General features: G+C 66.0%; 23 protein-coding genes. 8 read left to right on the top strand and 15 right to left on the bottom strand.

Going from position 1 to position 18,317, the window contains the following annotated elements:
- Positions 1 to 10: 10 nt before the first annotated feature.
- The 4 genes from ACQR50_RS01875 to ACQR50_RS01860 form a co-directional block, all read right to left on the bottom strand.
- Complete coding sequence (locus tag ACQR50_RS01875; RefSeq protein ID WP_428969590.1) at positions 11 to 871, bottom strand: Brp/Blh family beta-carotene 15,15'-dioxygenase; 861 nt, start codon at positions 869 to 871, stop codon at positions 11 to 13.
- Entirely contained in the window at positions 871 to 1,566 is a 696-nt protein-coding gene (locus tag ACQR50_RS01870; RefSeq protein ID WP_428969589.1) for a bacteriorhodopsin, read from the bottom strand. The genes ACQR50_RS01875 and ACQR50_RS01870 overlap by 1 nt, the downstream gene beginning before the upstream one ends.
- 156 nt (positions 1,567 to 1,722) lie before the next feature.
- Positions 1,723 to 2,337: a 30S ribosomal protein S4 gene (rpsD, locus tag ACQR50_RS01865; RefSeq protein WP_058744769.1), complete on the bottom strand. Its 615-nt coding sequence runs from the start codon at positions 2,335 to 2,337 to the stop codon at positions 1,723 to 1,725.
- A gap of 161 nt (positions 2,338 to 2,498) precedes the next feature.
- Complete coding sequence (locus ACQR50_RS01860; protein WP_184103330.1) at positions 2,499 to 2,723, bottom strand: hypothetical protein; 225 nt, start codon at positions 2,721 to 2,723, stop codon at positions 2,499 to 2,501.
- A gap of 104 nt (positions 2,724 to 2,827) precedes the next feature.
- Here ACQR50_RS01860 and ACQR50_RS01855 point away from each other — a divergent pair, with 104 nt between their 5' ends.
- Positions 2,828 to 3,133, top strand: a complete 306-nt coding sequence (locus ACQR50_RS01855) for a chorismate mutase (protein WP_428969588.1) — start codon at positions 2,828 to 2,830, stop codon at positions 3,131 to 3,133.
- A 12-nt stretch (positions 3,134 to 3,145) separates the two neighbouring features.
- Here ACQR50_RS01855 and ACQR50_RS01850 read toward each other — a convergent pair whose 3' ends face one another.
- The 7 genes from ACQR50_RS01850 to rpiB form a co-directional block, all read right to left on the bottom strand.
- Entirely contained in the window at positions 3,146 to 3,385 is a 240-nt protein-coding gene (locus ACQR50_RS01850) for a hypothetical protein (protein ID WP_428969587.1), read from the bottom strand.
- Between the two features lie 75 nt (positions 3,386 to 3,460).
- On the bottom strand, positions 3,461 to 4,192 hold the full coding sequence (locus ACQR50_RS01845; RefSeq protein ID WP_428969586.1) for an RNA methyltransferase: 732 nt from the start codon (positions 4,190 to 4,192) through the stop codon (positions 3,461 to 3,463).
- 3 nt (positions 4,193 to 4,195) lie between these two features.
- Positions 4,196 to 4,516 carry a GIY-YIG nuclease family protein gene (locus ACQR50_RS01840; protein ID WP_428969585.1) on the bottom strand — a complete coding sequence of 107 codons (321 nt, stop codon included), beginning with the start codon at positions 4,514 to 4,516 and terminating at the stop codon, positions 4,196 to 4,198.
- Between the two features lie 148 nt (positions 4,517 to 4,664).
- Positions 4,665 to 5,132 carry a transcriptional regulator NrdR gene (gene nrdR, locus ACQR50_RS01835; RefSeq protein WP_056432010.1) on the bottom strand — a complete coding sequence of 156 codons (468 nt, stop codon included), beginning with the start codon at positions 5,130 to 5,132 and terminating at the stop codon, positions 4,665 to 4,667.
- Positions 5,133 to 5,324 (bottom strand): hypothetical protein, encoded by a 192-nt coding sequence (locus ACQR50_RS01830; RefSeq protein ID WP_056432013.1) that lies wholly within the window; start codon positions 5,322 to 5,324, stop codon positions 5,133 to 5,135. It lies immediately after the preceding gene.
- Between the two features lie 12 nt (positions 5,325 to 5,336).
- Entirely contained in the window at positions 5,337 to 6,635 is a 1,299-nt protein-coding gene (gene glyA, locus ACQR50_RS01825) for a serine hydroxymethyltransferase (protein WP_428969584.1), read from the bottom strand.
- A 17-nt stretch (positions 6,636 to 6,652) separates the two neighbouring features.
- Positions 6,653 to 7,096, bottom strand: a complete 444-nt coding sequence (gene rpiB / locus ACQR50_RS01820) for a ribose 5-phosphate isomerase B (protein WP_428969583.1) — start codon at positions 7,094 to 7,096, stop codon at positions 6,653 to 6,655.
- A gap of 118 nt (positions 7,097 to 7,214) precedes the next feature.
- Between rpiB and ACQR50_RS01815 the strand changes: the two genes are divergently transcribed.
- Entirely contained in the window at positions 7,215 to 7,664 is a 450-nt protein-coding gene (locus ACQR50_RS01815; RefSeq protein WP_428969582.1) for a hypothetical protein, read from the top strand.
- Positions 7,665 to 7,708: 44 nt separating this feature from the next.
- Positions 7,709 to 8,257, top strand: coding sequence for a Uma2 family endonuclease (locus tag ACQR50_RS01810; RefSeq protein WP_428969581.1), 549 nt, complete (start codon positions 7,709 to 7,711; stop codon positions 8,255 to 8,257).
- Positions 8,258 to 8,337: 80 nt separating this feature from the next.
- Here the strand turns inward: ACQR50_RS01810 and hemA are convergent, their stop codons facing one another.
- Together hemA and murI are read right to left on the bottom strand one after the other, a co-directional pair.
- On the bottom strand, positions 8,338 to 9,579 hold the full coding sequence (hemA, locus tag ACQR50_RS01805) for a 5-aminolevulinate synthase (protein WP_056432029.1): 1,242 nt from the start codon (positions 9,577 to 9,579) through the stop codon (positions 8,338 to 8,340).
- 180 nt (positions 9,580 to 9,759) lie between these two features.
- Positions 9,760 to 10,557, bottom strand: coding sequence for a glutamate racemase (gene murI, locus ACQR50_RS01800; protein WP_428969580.1), 798 nt, complete (start codon positions 10,555 to 10,557; stop codon positions 9,760 to 9,762).
- Positions 10,558 to 10,660: 103 nt separating this feature from the next.
- Here murI and plsY point away from each other — a divergent pair, with 103 nt between their 5' ends.
- From plsY to topA, 4 genes are all read left to right on the top strand, one after another.
- Entirely contained in the window at positions 10,661 to 11,266 is a 606-nt protein-coding gene (plsY, locus tag ACQR50_RS01795; RefSeq protein ID WP_428969579.1) for a glycerol-3-phosphate 1-O-acyltransferase PlsY, read from the top strand.
- A complete protein-coding gene (dprA, locus tag ACQR50_RS01790; protein WP_428969578.1) occupies positions 11,259 to 12,338 on the top strand; it encodes a DNA-processing protein DprA in 1,080 nt (359 codons plus the stop codon). Before plsY ends, dprA begins: the two co-directional genes overlap by 8 nt.
- Positions 12,335 to 13,000, top strand: a complete 666-nt coding sequence (locus ACQR50_RS01785; protein WP_428969577.1) for a GNAT family N-acetyltransferase — start codon at positions 12,335 to 12,337, stop codon at positions 12,998 to 13,000. The genes dprA and ACQR50_RS01785 overlap by 4 nt, the downstream gene beginning before the upstream one ends.
- A 517-nt stretch (positions 13,001 to 13,517) precedes the next feature.
- On the top strand, positions 13,518 to 16,121 hold the full coding sequence (gene topA, locus ACQR50_RS01780; RefSeq protein WP_428969576.1) for a type I DNA topoisomerase: 2,604 nt from the start codon (positions 13,518 to 13,520) through the stop codon (positions 16,119 to 16,121).
- A 72-nt stretch (positions 16,122 to 16,193) separates the two neighbouring features.
- On the opposite strand, the gene ACQR50_RS01775 is transcribed toward topA, so the two are convergent.
- Together ACQR50_RS01775 and panC are read right to left on the bottom strand one after the other, a co-directional pair.
- Positions 16,194 to 16,499, bottom strand: coding sequence for a hypothetical protein (locus ACQR50_RS01775; RefSeq protein ID WP_056430602.1), 306 nt, complete (start codon positions 16,497 to 16,499; stop codon positions 16,194 to 16,196).
- Between the two features lie 74 nt (positions 16,500 to 16,573).
- On the bottom strand, positions 16,574 to 17,419 hold the full coding sequence (gene panC, locus ACQR50_RS01770; RefSeq protein WP_428969575.1) for a pantoate--beta-alanine ligase: 846 nt from the start codon (positions 17,417 to 17,419) through the stop codon (positions 16,574 to 16,576).
- 75 nt (positions 17,420 to 17,494) lie between these two features.
- On the opposite strand from panC, the gene ACQR50_RS01765 reads away from it, so the two are divergent.
- Entirely contained in the window at positions 17,495 to 18,310 is an 816-nt protein-coding gene (locus ACQR50_RS01765) for a division plane positioning ATPase MipZ (RefSeq protein WP_428969574.1), read from the top strand.
- The last annotated feature ends 7 nt before the right edge of the window (positions 18,311 to 18,317 follow it).

Below are 18,317 nucleotides of genomic sequence, written 5' to 3'. Positions count from 1 at the left end.
TGATTTCCCCTTATGTTTGGGGATGTTGTGCCCGGCCCCTGATCGCGGGGCAAGAGTATGCGACGGGACGGCCTGCCCGCCCCTCGAACCAGGGTGTCACAAGCAGGTGGGGCATCGCCAAGGCCGCGATACCGGCAAACAGGGCTCGGACGCCGGTCCCCTCACGATAGACGAAAAATGCCCCCACTGCCGCCGCGATGAGAAGGGCCGCCAGGAGGATGGGAGCGACCGCCCGGAAATAGGCGCGATGGCTGACGCAACCGATCTCTTGCCGCCGCTGATCGGTCTGCGGAAGGGCGTGCAGAACCAGAAAGCCGATCGAAAAACCGACCAGCGGCGGCAGGACCAACAGGGCGCCGGTGCCGACCAGCAGGCGCCCGTTGCGGCGCCGTACAGCCATGATCAGAACCAGCGCCGTCGCACCGGCTCCGGCAGCGATCAGCAGGAAAAGCACGGTCGTCGAAATGCCATGGCCTGCCGCGAAGGCGAGAATGTCGCCATAGCTCTCGCGATGCAGGATCGCCGGCGTCGTCACCAGCGAGATGCCCCGCGCCGCCCGCTCCGGCAGACCGCCATGGGGCGCGTCCTCCACCCCGAAATGAATGGCCGAGGCTGCCAGAAACAGGGGCAACGCGATCTGCGGATACCCCGTCCACCACGCCAGGCAGATCAGGGACACAGAGACATATAGGAGCAGGAACAGGGGGCCGCGGCCCGGTGCGACGATCGCCAGATCGCTGGCCCCATGCGCCATGCCGAGGATACCGATGGCCAGGATCGCAAAGCCCAGCTGGATGGGCAAGGAACCGGCGGAGGCGGCCAGCGCCGCCCCCGCCAACATGGTCCAGCCGATCGCCGGGGCGCGGGTCATCAGGCGCGATGGTCGTGCAGCGCCGTCTTCAGATTGGCGGCCGCATAGAAGGCGTAGACGACCTTCGCCAGCACATCCATGATCAGGATCGCCCAGACCGACGTCGGATCGCTGATGATCTTCAGTCCTTCCGGCCCGACCAGGAAGACGATCGGGTACAGGAACCAGATCACGGTCAGGAACACGACGTTTTTCCGATAGACCGTGCCCAGGGCTTCGCCTCGTTCGGCCGCCATGGCGCGCAGCGGAACCCACAGCAGATACAGCACGCCGACAAAGGCTGCACACGACCAGAGATACCATACCCATTTCAGCACGGGCACGAGCGCCAGCGACGAGACCAGGCCGGTGACGATCATGAGAACGTCGAGGACGATGATCGCGGTCAGATAGCCGCCGACCTCCCCCGTCTTGCCCCGCTCGTGAAAGGCCAGCAGCACCAGGCTGGCGAGCAGGATCGGCGTCGTGACGGACCAGTCGGCGTAACGGGCCAGATAGGTCACCGATCCGTCGATGTTGATCAGCGTGCCGATGCCGAAGGCCATGGCAAGATAGGCCGTCGCCGCGATAAATGGCACGGCGGCATGGAGCAATGTGTGATGCAGCGACGGCGACGTCTTGCTGCCTTTTGCGTAAATGGCCAGCGAGGCCAGGGACATGATCGTGAAACCGATCAGGAACGCCATCCAATCCATCTGCAACCCTCCGGTCAAGGGACGACAGTGGGCCGACCCATCACCTGAACAGCGCATGGGGTTTGTCGATCCGGCATGACGCAAATGTTAGAATGGAAAACAAAAAGGGCGGCCCCGAAGGACCGCCCTTTCCGAAACTTCGGTAAGACCCGAAACTTAGCGCGAATAGAATTCGACGACCAGGTTTGGTTCCATCTTCACTGGATAAGGCACCTCGTCCAGGGTCGGGATGCGGGTCAGCGCCACCTTGGCGTTGCCGTCGGCGGTGACGTAGTCCGGCACTTCACGCTCGGCGAGCTGCTGTGCTTCCATGACCAGCGCCATTTCGGTCGCCTTCGAACCCAGCGAGATCTCGTCGCCGACGAAGCAGCGACGCGACGCGATGTTGCACTTCACGCCGTTGACGCGGATGTGGCCGTGGCTGACCAGCTGGCGCGCAGCGAAGATCGTCGGCGCGAACTTGGCGCGGTACACGATCATGTCCAGACGCTGCTCGAGCAGGCCGATCAGGTTCTGCGAGGTATCGCCCTTCATGCGGGCGGCTTCCTGGTAGCAGGCCTTGAACTGCTTCTCGGTCACGTCGCCATAATAGCCCTTCAGCTTCTGCTTGGCGCGCAGCTGCAGACCGAAGTCCGACATCTTGCCCTTGCGACGCTGACCGTGCTGGCCGGGGCCGTATTCACGCTTGTTGACGGGGCTCTTGGGGCGACCCCAGATGTTCTCGCCCATACGGCGATCGAGCTTGTACTTTGCGCTTTGACGCTTCGACATGTGTAATCCTTTGGCAATTACGAACGACGTTGGTCCCGGTATCGCACCATGCAAGCCTTTATGGGGACAAGCGCAGGCCCACCGCTTCACCGGGATGCGGGGGCAATTGCGAAGCGGCGCGCCTAGACGACGGGCAGCCGTGAGTCAAGCGAGGCGGGCGATCAGCGCCCGCTGGCGGTGTTCAGCCGCCCGGTGGCGTTTTCCACGTCGTTGCGCGCATTGGCCGCGATCTCGTCCCATTCCGCCTGGGTCTTGCAGATCCGCTTGGCCGACAGGCGCGAGCCGGTGGTTTCCTGAACCCGGCAGATCTTCTTTTCCTTCACCGGCGCGGGCGCGGGTTCGGCCTGTTGCCCGGTCAGGGCCAGCAGCAGCAACGTGGTCAGCATCGTCCTATCTCCCAATTGGAACGCGCCGCCATGCTATCCCGCGCGCGGTCCGATCGGCAAGCCGGACTGGACAGCGGGAACGCCACCCGGCAGAGCCATGGCCCATGACCCAGATTCTCGCCGGACCCGATTGCACCACCATGGCGGAGGTTCGCGCGGGCGTGGACCAGCTCGACCGCGAACTGGTCGCCCTGCTCGCACGCCGCTTCGCCTATATGGACGCCGCCGCCCGGATCAAACCGACCCGCGACCGCGTGCGCGACGAGGACCGCAAGACCCAGGTCATCGACCAGGCCCGCGATGAAGCCCGCCGCCTGGGCGTACCCGAAGCCGTCGTGGCCGAGATCTGGGAAGTGCTGGTCGAAGGCTCGATCGCCTATGAACTGGCGGCATTCGACCGGCGGCCCTGACGAGATCGGCGGTTACTGACCGGTCAGCGACGTCCCGTTACCTTCAGGCACACCCATATTCGCACTCACGATGGAGCGCGCCGCGCCCTGGTTCACCTCGGCGGTCCGCTGCCATTGCTGCCGGGTCAGACACGTCTTTCGCTTCTTCAAGAACGAGCCGGTTTCGTGAATGGTCTTACAGACGATTTTTTCCTTCGGCGCCGTCTCCGGGGGGACGGACGAAATCTGTAAAGCAGCAAGTAAAAGCAGCATCGGCGCCCCCCGTAACTAGCGAATCTTCGAACAAGTCGGGTGTGCAGCCTATCACGATCGCGCCGCCGGGCAAGATTAGCGCTGACGCGGCCGTGCCAGTGTCGACAACACGCCGCGCAGCGTCCGCACCTCCTGGCTCGACCAGCCGGGCTTGGTCAGCAGGGTGCGCAGCGTGCGCTTGCTCGCCGGGGTGCGGTCTGGCGGGAAGAAGAACCCCGCATTCTCCAGCATATCCTCCAACTGGCCGATCATCCCGTCCAGCTCGCCCTGCGGCGCGACCTCGGGCAGTTCCACCTCGGGCGGCTGGGCCAGTTCGATACCCTTGGACCATTCATAGGCGATCAGGATCACCGCCTGTGCCAGGTTCAGGCTGCCGAATTCCGGGTTGATCGGCACCGTCACGATCTTGCGCGCGATGGCGACGTCATCGGTCTCCAACCCCGATCGCTCGGGGCCGAACAGGAAGGCCGCGCGGCCCATGGTATCGGCATGGATTTCGCGCGCCGCCTCTTCCGGGGTGACGACCGGCTTGGTCACGCCGCGCTTGCGCACCGTCGTCGCATAGACCTGCGCACAATCGGCGACCGCGTCCGCCACGCTTTCATAGACCTTGGCCTGTTCCAGCACGATGTCCGCGCCCGACGCCGCCGGGCCCGCCTGCGGATTGGGCCAGCCGTCGCGCGGGGTGACGAGGCGCATCTCGACCAGCCCGAAATTCAGCATGGCACGCGCGGCCTTGCCGATATTCTCGCCGAGCTGCGGGCGGACCAGGACGATGACGGGGGGCTGGGATTGGGGCTTGGACAAAATTCAATCTTCCGTTCGCCCTGAGCGAAGTCGAAGGGCACGTTCCGCGCGCGGTATCGCGGCTTCTGTGAGCGCCGTCCAGTCCGATGCGATCAGCACGACCTTCTTGGTGCGAGACCAGCCCTTGATCTGGCGTTCGGCGGTCAGGGCTTCATGGCGGGTGGGGAAGTCCTGCGACCAAGCCAGTTCCACGGGGCGGCGGGCTTGGGTGTAGCAGGCGAGTTCGCCAGAGTGGTGCTGGGCGATGCGATGTTCAAGATTGTCGGTGTGGCCGGTGTAGAAGCTGCCGTCGGAGCAGCGGAGGATGTAGCAGTAGAATGCCATTCCCTCAGGCTATCGCTTTTGGGTTTTGGGGCAAGGGAGTCCCTTGGGCTTCGACTTCGCACAGCCTGAACGGCAGTTAGTATAGTGCCGAGTACCCCCACCTCCGTTCAGGCTGAGCGAAGTCGAAGCCCACGCCCTGAATGCCACCTCATTCCCCCCGCGGAGCAACCTCTTCCACGGTTCCGGCAAACGCCTCGAAGTCCTTTGCCTCGCCGAACTCGCGATAGACGCTGGCGAAGCGGATATACGCCACTGAATCCAGGCCCTTGAGCCCCTCCATCACCATCTCGCCGATCCGCTTGGACGACACCTCGCCCTCGCCGCTCGTCTCGAGCTGGCGCTGGATGCCGGACACCAGCTTCTCCACCCGTACCGGATCGATGGGTCGCTTGCGCGTCGCGATGGCGATGGATCGCACCAGCTTCTCGCGGTCGAAGGGTTCGCGCCGGTCCTCGCTCTTCAGCACGAACAGCTCGCGCAGCTGGATGCGTTCGAACGTCGTGAAGCGCGCGCCGCAGCCTTCGCATTGGCGGCGACGGCGGATGGCCGCCCCGTCTTCGGTGGGGCGGCTGTCCTTTACCTGACTGTCTTCATGGCCACAAAAGGGGCAGCGCATTCAGATCTTCTTCTTGGCCTTGAGATAGGCATAGCCCGCACCCGCCGCCGCGCCGAAGATCGGGCCGACGAACGGCACCGGGATCGCGACGACCGCGCCGAGCGCGCCCCATTTCGCCATGCTCTTGCCGAGGCCGGGGGTCGACTTGATGTCGTTCTGCACCTCGGAAAACTTCTGGTCGAACTTGGCCATGCGATTACGTCCTTATCCCTGGTAGATCGGAAAGCGTGCGCAAAGCTCACGCACACGGGCACGAACGTTTGCCTCGACCTCCGGGTCCCCATGTTCGCCCTTGGCCTTCAGACCGTCGAGCACATCGGCGACCATATGGCCGATCTGTTCGAACTCGGCCGGGCCGAAACCGCGCGTGGTTCCGGCGGGCGAGCCGACGCGGATGCCGCTGGTCTTCATCGGCGGCAGCGGATCGTTGGGAATGCCGTTCTTGTTGCAGGTGATGCCCGCCCGCTCCAGCGCCTCGTCGGCGTCGCGGCCGGTGATGCCCAGCGGGGTCAGGTCGACCAGCGCCAGATGCGTGTCGGTGCCGCCCGCGACCAGGTTCGCCCCGCGCGCCTTCAGCGTCGCCGCCAGCGTGCGGGCGTTTTCCACGACCGCCGCGATATAGGTCTTGAACTCAGGGTTCAGCGCCTCGCCGAATGCGACCGCCTTGGCGGCGATGACGTGCATCAGCGGGCCACCCTGAAGGCCGGGGAAGACCGCCGAATTGATCTTCTTCGCGATCGCCTCGTCGTTGGTCATGATCATGCCGCCGCGCGGACCGCGCAACGTCTTGTGCGTGGTGGTGGTCACGACATGCGCATGGCCGAACGGGGTCGGGTGCAGGCCGCCCGCGACGATGCCCGCGAAGTGCGCCATGTCGACCATGAAATAGGCGCCAACCTCGTCCGCGATGGCGCGGAACTTGGCGAAGTCGATGACGCGCGGATAGGCCGAGCCGCCCGCGATGATGATCTTGGGCTGGCACTCGCGCGCGATCCGGGCGACCTCGTCATAGTCGATCAGGTGCGTCTCGGGGTCGACGCCGTACTGGACGGCGTTGAACCACTTGCCCGACAGCGCGGCCTTGGCACCGTGCGTCAGATGGCCACCGGCGTCGAGCGACAGGCCCATGATCGTGTCGCCCGGCTTGGCCAGCGCCAGCATCACCGCGCCGTTCGCCTGTGCGCCCGAGTGCGGCTGGACGTTGACGAAGTTGCAGCCGAAAATCTGCTTGGCGCGGTCGATCGCCAGCTGCTCGACCTCATCCGACGGCGCGCAGCCCTGATAATAGCGCTTGCCCGGATAGCCCTCGGCATACTTGTTGGTGAAGACGGACCCTTGCGCTTCCATCACCGCCTTGGAGACGATGTTCTCGGAGGCGATCAGCTCGATCTGGGTCTGCTCGCGTTCCAGCTCGTGCGACACACCGGCGAAGACGGCGGGGTCGGCATCGGCCAGGGTGCGGGTGAAGAAACCGGCGGGCTGGACGTCGTTAAGCGTGCTCATGAGGGTATCCTTGGCGTTCAATTCTGGGCGGGCGCGGTGGACAGCATGTCGACACGGCGCTGATGACGTCCGCCCTCGAACGGGGTGGACAGAAAGGCTTCGAGGCAGGCCTTGGCCATTTCCTCGCCGATGACGCGCGCGCCCATGGCGATGGCGTTGGCGTCGTTATGCTGACGCGCGAGCGCGGCCGACAGCGGCTCGGACACCAAAGCGCAGCGGCAGGCGGGGTTGCGGTTGGCCGCGATCGAGATACCGATGCCCGATCCGCACAGCGCGACGCCACGCTCGGCGCGACCATCGGCCAGCGCTTCGCCGACCGCGCGGCCGAAATCGGGGTAATCGACGCTGGCATTGCCGTCGGTGCCCAGGTCCAGCACCTCATGCCCCTGTTCGCGCAACCAGTCCGCCAGCACGGCCTTCAACGAGACGGCGGCATGATCGGATGCGATCGCGATGCGCATGGGACGGGCGCTCCTGACAGGGTCGAATGGAATGCCCGCGCCTTTACGCGCGCACGGGCCCCATGGCTACCCCTTCGCGCAACGGAACGTGCGCCGCCGTTGGGGGGTTCTGCGCGCCATGAAGCGCACCCTGATCCTCACCGCCCTCTCTGCCCTGACCGCCTGCTCGCGCGAGACGCCGGAGGAGGTCAGGAACGCCGCGGCTCCCGCCGCCAACGCCACCAGTGCCGCCGCGACGGCGGGCCCGGCCGGAGACGGGTCGACCTTCACCGGCCTGCCGAAGAAAAAGGGGCCCGATTATGTCGGCCGCTATGTCGGGGTGGAGGGCATGTACCTCAACATCAAGCACGCCGCGACACCGGGCCGTTATCGCATGGAGATGCAGTGGGACCTCGACAACAAGGGCGAGTTCCGGGGCGAACAGGTCGGCGACACGATCGTGTTCGAGCGCGGCGGCGTCCGCGAGACGCTGCGCCCGACCAATGGCAATGCGACGGGGTTGAAGTATCTGGCGGGCAAGACCGAGTGCCTGACCGTCAAGACCGGCGAGGGCTATTGCAAGAGGTGAAGCGCCGCTAGGCTCCCGCCACCCGCCATGATAGGATTGCATCCGTGAACCAGCTGGCCCGCCTCTCCTCGGACACCCGCGCGCGCTTCACGGCGCCCGAATTCCTGCACATGGTCGAAAGCGGTGCCTTCGAGGGCATGAAGGTCGAGCTGATCGACGGGGAGCTGGAGCGGATGAACCCGCCAATGAATGGTCACTCCGCGGCTCAGGCCAATGTCGTATTCTATCTGGCCCAAAAACTGGGACTTGCCGTCGTGCGGGCAGAGACCGGTCTGGTCCTGAACGACTCGACCGTCGTCGCCTGCGATGCCGCGCTGCTGCGCCAGCCGTTGGTCGAGAACCGCTTCCTGACGCCGTATGATGTGCAGCTGGTCGTCGAGATCGCACAGACCACGCAAAGCCGCGATATGGGGCTCAAGCGGATGCTTTACGCCCAGGCGGGCATCCCGACCTATTGGGTAATCGACGGAGTGCGGCGCGTCGTCCATGTCTATGCCGATCCGGTCGAGGGCGACTATTGCAGCGTCCACTCGGTGCGGTTCGGCGAGGCATTGGCGGTGCCGGGCAGCGACGTCGCAATCACGCTCGATTAAGACTCGACCTTGGAAATGGTGACCACCCCGGCGAAGGCCGGGGTCCAGTTCCCATACGATAGATGGCGAAGGGCGGCCCCTTATGCCGCCATCTTCAATTCGAGTCGCTCCCAGATTTCGACCAGCGCCGACACGAGTTCCGCCATCATCGCCTCGTCATGCGCGGGGCCTGGGGTGAAGCGCAGCCGCTCGGTCCCGCGCGGCACGGTCGGGTAATTGATCGGCTGGACGTACACGCCATATTCGGCGAGCAGGATGTCGCTGATCTTCTTGGCCTTGACCGGATCGCCGACCATCACCGGCACGATATGCGTCTCGCCCAGCATGACGGGCAGGTTTGCCTCGGACATCATCGCCTTCAGCTTCGCGGCGGCGGCCTGCTGCCCCTCGCGCTCGACCGAGCTCTGCTTTAGGTGGCGCACGCTCGCCAGCACGCCCGCGACCAGCACCGGCGACAACGAAGTCGTGAAGATGAACCCCGGCGCATAGGAGCGGATCACGTCGACGATCATCCGGTCGGCCGCGATATAGCCGCCCATCACGCCGAACGCCTTGCCCAACGTCCCCTCGATCACGGTCAGCCGGTGGGCGACGCCGTCGCGCTCCGAGATGCCGCCGCCGCGCGCGCCGTACATGCCGACCGCGTGCACCTCGTCGAGATAGGTCAGCGCGTTATACTTGTCCGCCAGATCGCAGATCGCCGCGATCGGGGCGACATCGCCCTCCATCGAATAGACGCTCTCGAACGCGATCAGCTTGGGCACCGCCGGATCGGCCGCCGCCAGCAGTTCCTCCAGATGCGCCAGATCATTGTGGCGGAAGACCTGCTTTTCGCAACCCGAATTGCGGATGCCTGCGATCATCGAGGCGTGGTTCAGTTCGTCGGAAAAGATCACGCAGCCCGGCAGGATCTTGGCCAAGGTCGCCAGCGTCGCCTCGTTGGAGACGTATCCGCTGGTGAAGAGCAAAGCCGCTTCCTTGCCGTGCAGGTCGGCGAGTTCGCCCTCCAGATCGACATGATAATGGGTGTTGCCGCCGATGTTGCGCGTGCCGCCCGAGCCTGCGCCGACGTCGTGGAGCGCTTCCTCCATCGCGGCGATGACCTTCGGGTGCTGCCCCATCGCCAGATAGTCGTTGGAGCACCAGACCGTGATCGGCTTGGGTCCGTTATGCCCTGCAAAGCACCGCGCATTGGGAAACATGCCCTTGTTGCGCAGGATGTCGATGAAGACGCGGTAACGTCCCTCGGCGTGCAGGCGGTCGATCGCCTGGGTGAAGACGCGGGAATAATCCACGCGCACGTCCGTGCCTTCGATGCTCATGGAAAGGGAATGTAGGCCGAACCTGCCCGTGAATCGAGTGGATAACGATGGTCACTGTGATCGATCATGGTGGACATATTGTCCCAAGGACGGATCGGTTCCCAAGGCGGGCGGTTCTCAAGGCTTCAAAACCCCGCCCGATCGCCCCCCATTTTCGTGCAGTGCGAACGGCAGTCGGAGCTACAGCGCCTCGATCCGCGCAAACCCCCGCGCAGCGAGCCCCGGCCGCAACGCCGCTTCCCGCTCCCCGAGTCGCGTGAACACCGCCACCCCCTCGCCCGGGTCGGCAGGCCAGTCCTGGCCCTCGGTCAGGAATGCGATCCGCCGTGCGATCCCCGGCCCGCCATCGACGAAACGCACCGGCCGGGCCGCCGCCGTCGCCAATTCCGCCTCGACCAGCGGGAAATGGGTGCAGGCATTGACGATGACGTCGATAGCCTCGCCGCCTTCCTGCCCGAACAATCCGTCGAGCACGGCCGCAAATGCCGCGGAGGAGAGCGACTCGCCACGCAGCTTCGCCTCGGCCAGTTCCACCAGTTCGGCCGAGCCATGCCGGATCACCCGACAATCGCCGGCAAAGCGCGCCGCCAGATCGTCGACATAGGCCTGTCGCACCGTCGCGCGCGTGCCCAGCACGCCGATGGTGCGCGTCTCGCTCATCGCCGCCGCCGGTTTGATCGCGGGCACCGTACCGACCACCGGCAGGTCCAGCGCCGCGCGCACGGCGGGCAGTGCGATGGTCGAGGCCGTGTTGCACGCAATCACGATCAGGCGCGGCCGATACCGCTCCGCCAGCCGCCCGAGCAGCGCGGGCACCCGGCCCGCAATCTCTGCCTCGGTCTTCTCGCCATAAGGAAAGCCTGCGCTATCGGCGACATAGACGAAGGGCGCGGTCGGCAAGGCGGCGCGCGCAGGCCCCGCGATCGACAGCCCGCCCACACCGGAATCGAAGAACAGGATGGGACGCGCATCGCTCATCCCGGCCTCATAAGCGCCGTGCGCGTCCGAAACCAGAGCCGCGCCGGATTGGACAGGCCAGCACGCATGTTCTATGTCTGTCCCGGAGCACAGGGGAAGACTATTGCCGACCGAAATCATCTGGGGGCCGCCGACCTGGGCCTTGCTGATCGGCTATCTGCTGGGGTCGATCCCCTTCGGCATCATCCTGACCCGCGCCGCTGGGGCAGGTGATCTGCGCAGCATCGGGTCGGGCAATATCGGCGCGACCAATGTGCTGCGCACCGGCCGCAAGGGACTTGCCGCCGCGACGCTGATCCTCGACATGCTGAAGGGCGTCGCCGCGGTATTGCTCGTCCGACACTGGCTGCCCGGTGAGGAAGTGCTGGCGGCAGCCGCCGCGTTCGTCGGGCATTGCTACCCCATCTGGCTGAAGTTTCGCGGGGGCAAGGGTGTCGCGACGTTGATGGGGGTCGTCACCGCGCTCTACTGGCCGCTGGGTGTCGTCTATGCGATCGTCTGGCTGGGCCTGCTCGCCACCATCCGTATCTCGGCCGTGGCGGGGATGACGGCGGCGGTCAGCGCACCGCTGGCGGCGGCGGCGATGGGCCGGTTCGATCTGGTCCTGCTGCTGATCGCGCTGGCCCTGATCGTCGTCTGGAAGCACGGCTCGAATATCGAGCGGCTGCTGGCGGGCACCGAACCCCGTATCGGCAAGAAGCGTGACTGACGCCCGGTTCGCGCAGCTTCGGCTGTTGCGGACGCATGGCATCGGACCCGTCACCTGGCGACAATTGATGGCACGGTTCGGCGAGGCGCAGGCCGCGCTCGACGCGCTGCCCCATCTTGCCCGGCGCGGCGGCGGCGAAGCCCCCAGGGCCGCCGACCCGACGGTGATCGCGCGTGAGATCGAGACGGTCGCGCGGCTGGGCGCGCGCCATGTCCTGCTGGGTGAGCCCGATTACCCCGCATTGCTCGCCGAACTCGACACCGCCCCGCCCGCGCTGATCATACGCGGCGACATGGGATTGGCACAGCGCGGCGGCGTGGCGCTGGTCGGCGCGCGCAATGCCTCGGCCGCATCGTGCCGCTTTGCGCGCGGGCTGGCGCAGGACCTCGCGGCGCAGCGCGTACCCGTCACCTCCGGGCTGGCGCGCGGGATCGATACGGCGGCGCATATCGGCGCGCTGGAGGGCGGCACCATCGGCGTCATCGCCAGCGGCATCGACATCGCCTTCCCGCCCGAAAATGCCCGGTTGCAGGAGGAGGTCGCCACGCGCGGCCTGCTGATCGCCGAGCAGCCGCCGGGCACGCAGCCGCTCGCCCGCCACTTCCCCTCGCGCAACCGGATCATCGCAGGGCTGGCGCAAGGCACGGTGGTGGTCGAGGCCGCGCCGCGCTCCGGCTCGCTGATCACCGCGCGGCTGGCGGGCGAGGCGGGGCGCGAGGTGATGGCGGTCCCCGGTCACCCCGCCGATCCGCGCGCGCAAGGCTGCAACATGCTGATCCGCGAGGGCGCGACGCTGATCCAGTCGGCGGGGGATATCCTGGAACAGATTCGCCCCATCGACGCCCGCATGGTCCGCGCGCCCGAAAGTTCCTACACGCCCCCGCCGCCGCAAGAGGCGAGCGATGCCGATCGCGCGCGCATCACCGATCTGCTCGGCCCGGTGGCGGTGACGGTCGACGAACTCATCCGCCAAAGCGGGCGCCCGCCAGCGATCGTCCAGACGATCCTGCTGGAGCTGGAACTGGCCGGACGGCTGGAGCGCCATGCGGGCGGGCGGGTGGCACTGACGTGATTCAGACCGAACGCCTGATTCTGCGCCCCTATGAGGTTGCGGATTACGACGACTATGCCGCGATGGTTGCCGATCCGGTGGTGGTCCGCCATGCCGGGGCGCCGATGACCGGCGAGGAGGCGTGGATGCGATTGCTGCGCTTCATCGGCTATTGGTCGGTGTTCGGCCACGGGATGTTCGCCGTACTGGATCGGACGACCGGACAGTATCTCGGCGAGACCGGATTCATGGATTTCCGGCGAGAGGTCGCGCCCAGGCTGGATACCATGCCGGAGGCCGCCTGGGTCTTCACCAGCGCCGCCCATGGCAAGGGCTATGCCTATGAGGCCGCCGCCGCCGCGCATCGCTGGATGGACGAGGATCATGCGCCGCCCGCAACCCAGTGCATGATCTCACCCGCCAATCGCGAATCCATCCGGCTGGCGGAGAAACTGGGCTATCGCCCGCACGACGAACCCCAATATCGCGACCATCAGGTTCATCGCCTGATCCGCGGCCGCCCTGAGAACCGTCAGTCCGTACGGCAAAGCGCCCTGCTATCGCCGGTGGCGCACAGCGTCGCTGCGGCCACCAGCGCTTCGGCCCAGGCCATGGCCTGCGGCGTCACGGGCCCCCGAATGGCAGCCTGGACATTGTGGAGCTGTTCGCCGCCGGTCACATAGCGCCCGATCACCATTTCGGCCTGGCCGGTCTGCGGGTTGCGCGGACAGTCAAGGCGAAGGGTCACCGATTCACGCCCGGCCAGCGGCGTATCCCGCATCTCGCCCACCGTCGTACCGGGACAGGCCCGCTGCATCGACTGAGCCCAGAGCTCGGCATAGCGGCGCGGCCCCATGCCCGGCTTCCAGCCCAGTTGCAGGACCGTGACCATCCGGGTCCAGCGTTCGACCGTCTGCCCGCGTGGCACATATTCGCGGATCGGCGCCGGGCCTCGTCCGACAAAGCCCAGGACGAAATCGGATTGGACTGGCGGCGCGATATGTTCGGTCACGGGCTGGGCGTCCGCCACACCCATCAATAATGCCAGCATCATCATCACACCCCTCCTCGTTCCATCCCCGGGTCACGGCTAGGTATGGATCCTTACGCCGACAAGACGGCCTCGCCTATGCGGCTTGACCTCCCCCCGCCCCCTCCCCATCCTCGCGTACACACGTAAGGGACGTAGTTTTACCACTCATGCAGCTTGTCATCGTCGAATCGCCTGCCAAGGCGAAGACCATCGAGAAATATCTGGGTTCGGACTACCGCGTCCTGGCGAGCTATGGTCACGTCCGCGACCTGCCGCCCAAGGACGGCTCGGTCGACCCCGACCAGAATTTTTCGATGGAGTGGGAGAATTACGCGGACAAGGCGCGTCAGCTCAAAGCCATTGCCGACGAGGCCAAGAAGGCCGACCGCCTGATCCTGGCCACCGACCCCGATCGCGAGGGCGAGGCGATTTCGTGGCACGTGCAGGAGGTTCTGAAGAACCGCAAGGCGCTGCCCGACAAGGTCGAGCGGGTGACGTTCAACGCGATCACCAAGCCCGCCATCCTGCACGCGATGCAGAATCCGCGCGAGCTGGATACCGACCTGATCGACGCCTATCGCGCGCGCCGCGCACTCGACTATTTGGTCGGCTTCACCCTGTCGCCGGTGCTGTGGCGCAAGCTTCCCGGCGCGAAGTCGGCGGGCCGCGTCCAGTCGGTCGCGCTGCGCCTGATCGTCGGGCGCGAGCGCGAGATCGAGGCGTTCCGGCCGCAGGAATATTGGTCGGTGACGGCGGATATGGAACAGGACGGCACGCCCTTCGTCGCGCGCCTCGTCCAGTGGGAGGGCAAGAAGCTCGACCGCCTGTCGATCGGCAACGAGGGCGACGCGACGCGCGCCAAGGCCGATGTCGAGTCGGGCCGGTTCCAGGTCCAGTCGGTCGAGACCAAGCCCGCGACGCGCAACCCGCCGCCGCCCTTCACCACCTCCACGCTGCAACAGGAGGCCGCGCGCAAGCTGGGCTTCTCGGCCGATCACACGATGCGGATCGCGCAGCAGCTCTATGAGGACGGCGCGATCACGTACATGCGTACCGATGGCGTCCAGATGGACGGATCGGCCATTTCAGCGGCGCGCAAGGCGGTGGCCGAGCGCTATGACGGGTCTTACGTCCCCGACAAGCCGCGCATGTATCAGTCCAAGGCGAAGAACGCGCAGGAAGCGCATGAGGCGATCCGCCCGACCGATTTCAGCCGCGACCGCGCCGGTTCGGGCGATCATGGCCGCCTCTACGACCTGATCTGGAAGCGCGCGCTGGCGAGCCAGATGGCCTCGGCACGGATGGAGCGCACCACCATCGACATGGCCGACGGCACCGGCCGCCATGTCCTGCGCGCGACCGGCCAGGTCGTGCTCTTCCCCGGCTATCTGGCGCTGTACGAGGAAGGCCAGGACGACAGCCAGGACGAAGAGGCCCGCCGCCTCCCCCGCCTGCGCGAAGGCGATGCCCCCGCCAAAAAGGAAGTGAAGGCCGAACAGCACTTCACTCAGCCGCCGCCGCGCTTCTCCGAGGCGTCGCTGGTCAAACGGATGGAGGAACTGGGCATCGGGCGTCCGTCCACCTATGCCTCGATCATCAAGACGCTGAAGGACCGTTCTTACGTCCGCGTCGAGAAGAACCGCTTCTTCGCCGAGGAGAGCGGGCGGCTGGTGACGGCGTTCCTGGAGCGCTTCTTCGAGAAATATGTCGGCTACGACTATACCGCCGAGCTGGAGGAGGAGCTGGACGACGTGTCCGGCGGCCGTGCCCAGTGGCAGGCGGTGCTCGACGCCTTCTGGCGCGACTTCAAGCCGCGCACTTCGGAAGTGATGGAGCAGCAGCCCTCGGCGATTACCGCCGAACTGGACCAGTTCCTGGCACCCTATCTGTTCCCCGAAAAGGCGGACGGATCGGATCCGCGCCTCTGCCCCAATTGCGGCGAGGGCAAGCTCGCCCTTCGTGGTGGCCGATTCGGCGCGTTCATCGCCTGCTCCAACTATCCGGAATGCAAATATACCCGCCGATTCGCCCAGGGCGGCGAAGGGGCTGGCGAGGATACCGGGCCGGAAACGCTCGGTCAGGACCCCGAAACAGGCCTGCCCGTCGAGCGCAAGTCGGGGCGGTTCGGCCCCTATATCCAGCTGGGCGAGGGCAAGGACGCCAAGCGCGCTTCCATCCCCAAGGATGTCGATCTCGACCTGGAATGGGCGCTCAAGCTGCTCAGCCTGCCGCGCACCATCGGCAACCACCCGGAAACGGGCGAGCCGATCACCGCGTCGATCGGGCGCTATGGCCCCTATCTGGCGCATAGCGGCAAATATGCGCGCCTTACCTCGACCGCCGATGTGTTCGAGACGGGCATGAACGCCGCCGTGGTCAAGCTGGCCGAAGCAGCGGCGGGCGGCGGACGTGCCGCGCGGGGCACTGCGTCGCGCGAGCCGCTCAAGGTGCTCGGCAAGCATCCGCGCACCGAGGCGGAGATCAAGCTGATGGAGGGGCGCTACGGCCCTTACGTCACCGACGGCGAGACGAATGCGACCATCCCCAAGACGGTCGACAAGGATCAGCTGACGCTGGAAGAAGCCGCGCAATTGATCGACGCGCGGGCAGCAGCCGCTCCGGCGCGCAAAAAACCGGCGAAGAAGGCGGCAGCGAAAAAGGCGCCTGCCAAGGCCAAGGCGACGGCCGACAAGAAGACCGCCGAGAAGAAGGCACCCGCCAAAAAGGCACCTGCCAAGAAAGCCGCGGCAAAGAAGACGAGCGAAGCCTGAGTCGAATATGATCCCGTGAGCTGATTCCGGCCCGCCCCGTTCGGGCGGATCAGCGCGCGGTGGTCAGCCGGTTCAGGCCGCGCGCATCTGTGGCATGTTGCCGTAAAGGAAAGCGCGTGCCTGGCGCTGCGCCTCGGCGATCTCGCGCGCGGTCATGTCGCCCGCCACTTCGGCGCGGGCGATCTGCGCCGGCAGGAAGCCCGCGACCGCCGCCAGGTTGAACCATTTGTGCGCCTCGACCAGGTCCAGGCGCTTGCCCCCCGAGCCGGTCGAATAGGCGACCCCCAAGTCGTACATCGTCGCACCATCGTCGGTCGCCACCTGATCGGCGAACCGGCTTTCCATCAGGAATTGTGCGGATTTGCTGCTATTGGCCATATCCTGCCCCTCTGTTCGGACCCCTCTGCGTCCGACACTAGGTCTATGGCCATAACGGTCACAAATTGGTTAACTCATGACAGGTCGGTGACAGCGATATTATCGATCAGTCTGGTCGATCCCATACGTGCAGCAGCCACCAGACGGCGCGGGCGCTCTTCGGTGCAATCGAGTGAAAGTGTTACCGCGTCGACCAGCTCGACATAATCGACCTCGAACCCGGCGGCGGTCAGGGTCGCGCGGGCATCGGCCAAAACGGTCGCTGCCTCCTCGCCCCGCCCGATGGCCCGGGCCGCGACACCCAGCGCGCGCGGCAGCGCGACCGCCTTGGCGCGTTGTTCCTCGTCGAGATAGATGTTGCGCGACGAGAGCGCGAGGCCGTCATCGTCGCGCTGGGTCGGCACGCCGACCACCTCGATGGGGAAGTCGAGATCGGCGACCATGCGGCGGATCACCGCCAGCTGCTGGAAATCCTTCTCGCCGAAATAGGCCGCGTCGGGCCCGACCTGGTTGAACAGCTTGGCGACGACGGTGGCGACTCCGTCGAAATGGCCGGGACGCGATGCCCCCTCCAGCCCTTCGCTGACGCCGTCGACGCGGATCGAGGTCGCATGGCCCTCGGGATACATCACCTCGACGCCGGGCATCCACAACAGGTCGCAGCCCGCCTCGGTCAGCATACGGATGTCGGACTGTTCGCGCCGGGGATAGCGGCCCAGATCCTCGCCCGCGCCGAACTGCTTGGGGTTCACGAAGATCGACGCCACGACCTTGGTGCCCGGCCGCTTCGCCGCTTCGACGAGCGCGATATGCCCGGCATGGAGCGCGCCCATGGTCGGCACCAGCGCCACGCGCGCGCCCTCGGCACGCAACGCGGCGAGTGCCTCGACCAAGGCTTCGCGATCCCGAATGACTTGCACTGATTTTACCCCTCGTTCCCCACGCCGAGGGCTTCTATGTAGGGTGGCAACGGGGATCAATAAGGAAGCGACGAGTTGCCGGAACGGCTATCTTCAACGCACGTGATTGTCTTTGCCAATGAAAAAGGTGGCACCGGCAAATCGACGACGGCGGTTCATGTGGCGATCGCGCTGGCCGCCAAGGGCGCACGCGTGGCGTGCCTCGATCTGGATCATCGCCAGCGGACGGTCGGCCGCTATCTCGACAACCGGGCCGAGACGATCAAGCGCACCGGGCACAAGCTGCCCATGCCGGTCCATGCGACTCATACCAGCCAGACCGAGGAGGGGTTCGAGGAACTCTGGTTCGGTCTGTCGCAGGATGCCGATTTCCTGATCGTCGACACGCCGGGACGCGACGATCATTTCGCGCGGACGGCGGCGGCCCTGTCCAACACGCTGGTCACGCCGATGAACGACAGTTTCGTCGACTTCGACCTGATCGGCCAGGTGGACCCGGAGACGTTCCAGGTGACGCGTCCCAGCTTCTATTCGGAGCTGATCTGGGACGCGCGCAAGCAGCGGGCGCGCGCCGACGGCACCACCATCGACTGGGTCGTGCTGCGCAACAGATTGCAGCATATCGAGGCGCGCAACATGCGCCGCGTGTCGGATGCGCTGACCGACCTGTCGCGCCGCGTCGGCTTTCGCGTGATCCCCGGCCTGGGCGAGCGCGTCATCTATCGTGAGATGTTCCCCAACGGCCTGACCATGATCGACGCCAAGGAATTCGGCGCGATGGGGCTGGGCCATGTCGCCGCGCGGCAGGAACTGCGCGAGATGATGGCCGCGCTGCAACTGCCCGAAGGCGGAGCGGACGCAGGAGCCAAAGAGGCTGACGCCGCCGCATGATGGGGGC

Origin of the sequence: Sphingomonas sp. Xoc002 (genome assembly GCF_050408055.1) — a bacterium.
In the GTDB taxonomy this organism is placed as follows: domain Bacteria; phylum Pseudomonadota; class Alphaproteobacteria; order Sphingomonadales; family Sphingomonadaceae; genus Sphingomonas; species Sphingomonas yabuuchiae.
The sequence above is the reverse complement of the archived record's forward strand: the minus strand, read 5'-3'. Positions and strand labels throughout refer to the sequence as shown.

Bases quoted from the DNA above. Each gene is read 5' to 3' on its own strand.
- ACQR50_RS01875 (WP_428969590.1), bottom strand. From the start codon at position 871: ATGACCCGCGCCCCGGCGATCGGCTGGACCATGTTGGCGGGGGCGGCG.
- ACQR50_RS01870 (WP_428969589.1), bottom strand. From the start codon at position 1,566: ATGGATTGGATGGCGTTCCTGATCGGTTTCACGATCATGTCCCTGGCC.
- rpsD (WP_058744769.1), bottom strand. From the start codon at position 2,337: ATGTCGAAGCGTCAAAGCGCAAAGTACAAGCTCGATCGCCGTATGGGC.
- ACQR50_RS01860 (WP_184103330.1), bottom strand. From the start codon at position 2,723: ATGCTGACCACGTTGCTGCTGCTGGCCCTGACCGGGCAACAGGCCGAA.
- ACQR50_RS01855 (WP_428969588.1), top strand. From the start codon at position 2,828: ATGACCCAGATTCTCGCCGGACCCGATTGCACCACCATGGCGGAGGTT.
- ACQR50_RS01850 (WP_428969587.1), bottom strand. From the start codon at position 3,385: ATGCTGCTTTTACTTGCTGCTTTACAGATTTCGTCCGTCCCCCCGGAG.
- ACQR50_RS01840 (WP_428969585.1), bottom strand. From the start codon at position 4,516: ATGGCATTCTACTGCTACATCCTCCGCTGCTCCGACGGCAGCTTCTAC.
- nrdR (WP_056432010.1), bottom strand. From the start codon at position 5,132: ATGCGCTGCCCCTTTTGTGGCCATGAAGACAGTCAGGTAAAGGACAGC.
- ACQR50_RS01830 (WP_056432013.1), bottom strand. From the start codon at position 5,324: ATGGCCAAGTTCGACCAGAAGTTTTCCGAGGTGCAGAACGACATCAAG.
- glyA (WP_428969584.1), bottom strand. From the start codon at position 6,635: ATGAGCACGCTTAACGACGTCCAGCCCGCCGGTTTCTTCACCCGCACC.
- rpiB (WP_428969583.1), bottom strand. From the start codon at position 7,096: ATGCGCATCGCGATCGCATCCGATCATGCCGCCGTCTCGTTGAAGGCC.
- ACQR50_RS01815 (WP_428969582.1), top strand. From the start codon at position 7,215: ATGAAGCGCACCCTGATCCTCACCGCCCTCTCTGCCCTGACCGCCTGC.
- hemA (WP_056432029.1), bottom strand. From the start codon at position 9,579: ATGAGCATCGAAGGCACGGACGTGCGCGTGGATTATTCCCGCGTCTTC.
- murI (WP_428969580.1), bottom strand. From the start codon at position 10,557: ATGAGCGATGCGCGTCCCATCCTGTTCTTCGATTCCGGTGTGGGCGGG.
- topA (WP_428969576.1), top strand. From the start codon at position 13,518: ATGCAGCTTGTCATCGTCGAATCGCCTGCCAAGGCGAAGACCATCGAG.
- ACQR50_RS01775 (WP_056430602.1), bottom strand. From the start codon at position 16,499: ATGGCCAATAGCAGCAAATCCGCACAATTCCTGATGGAAAGCCGGTTC.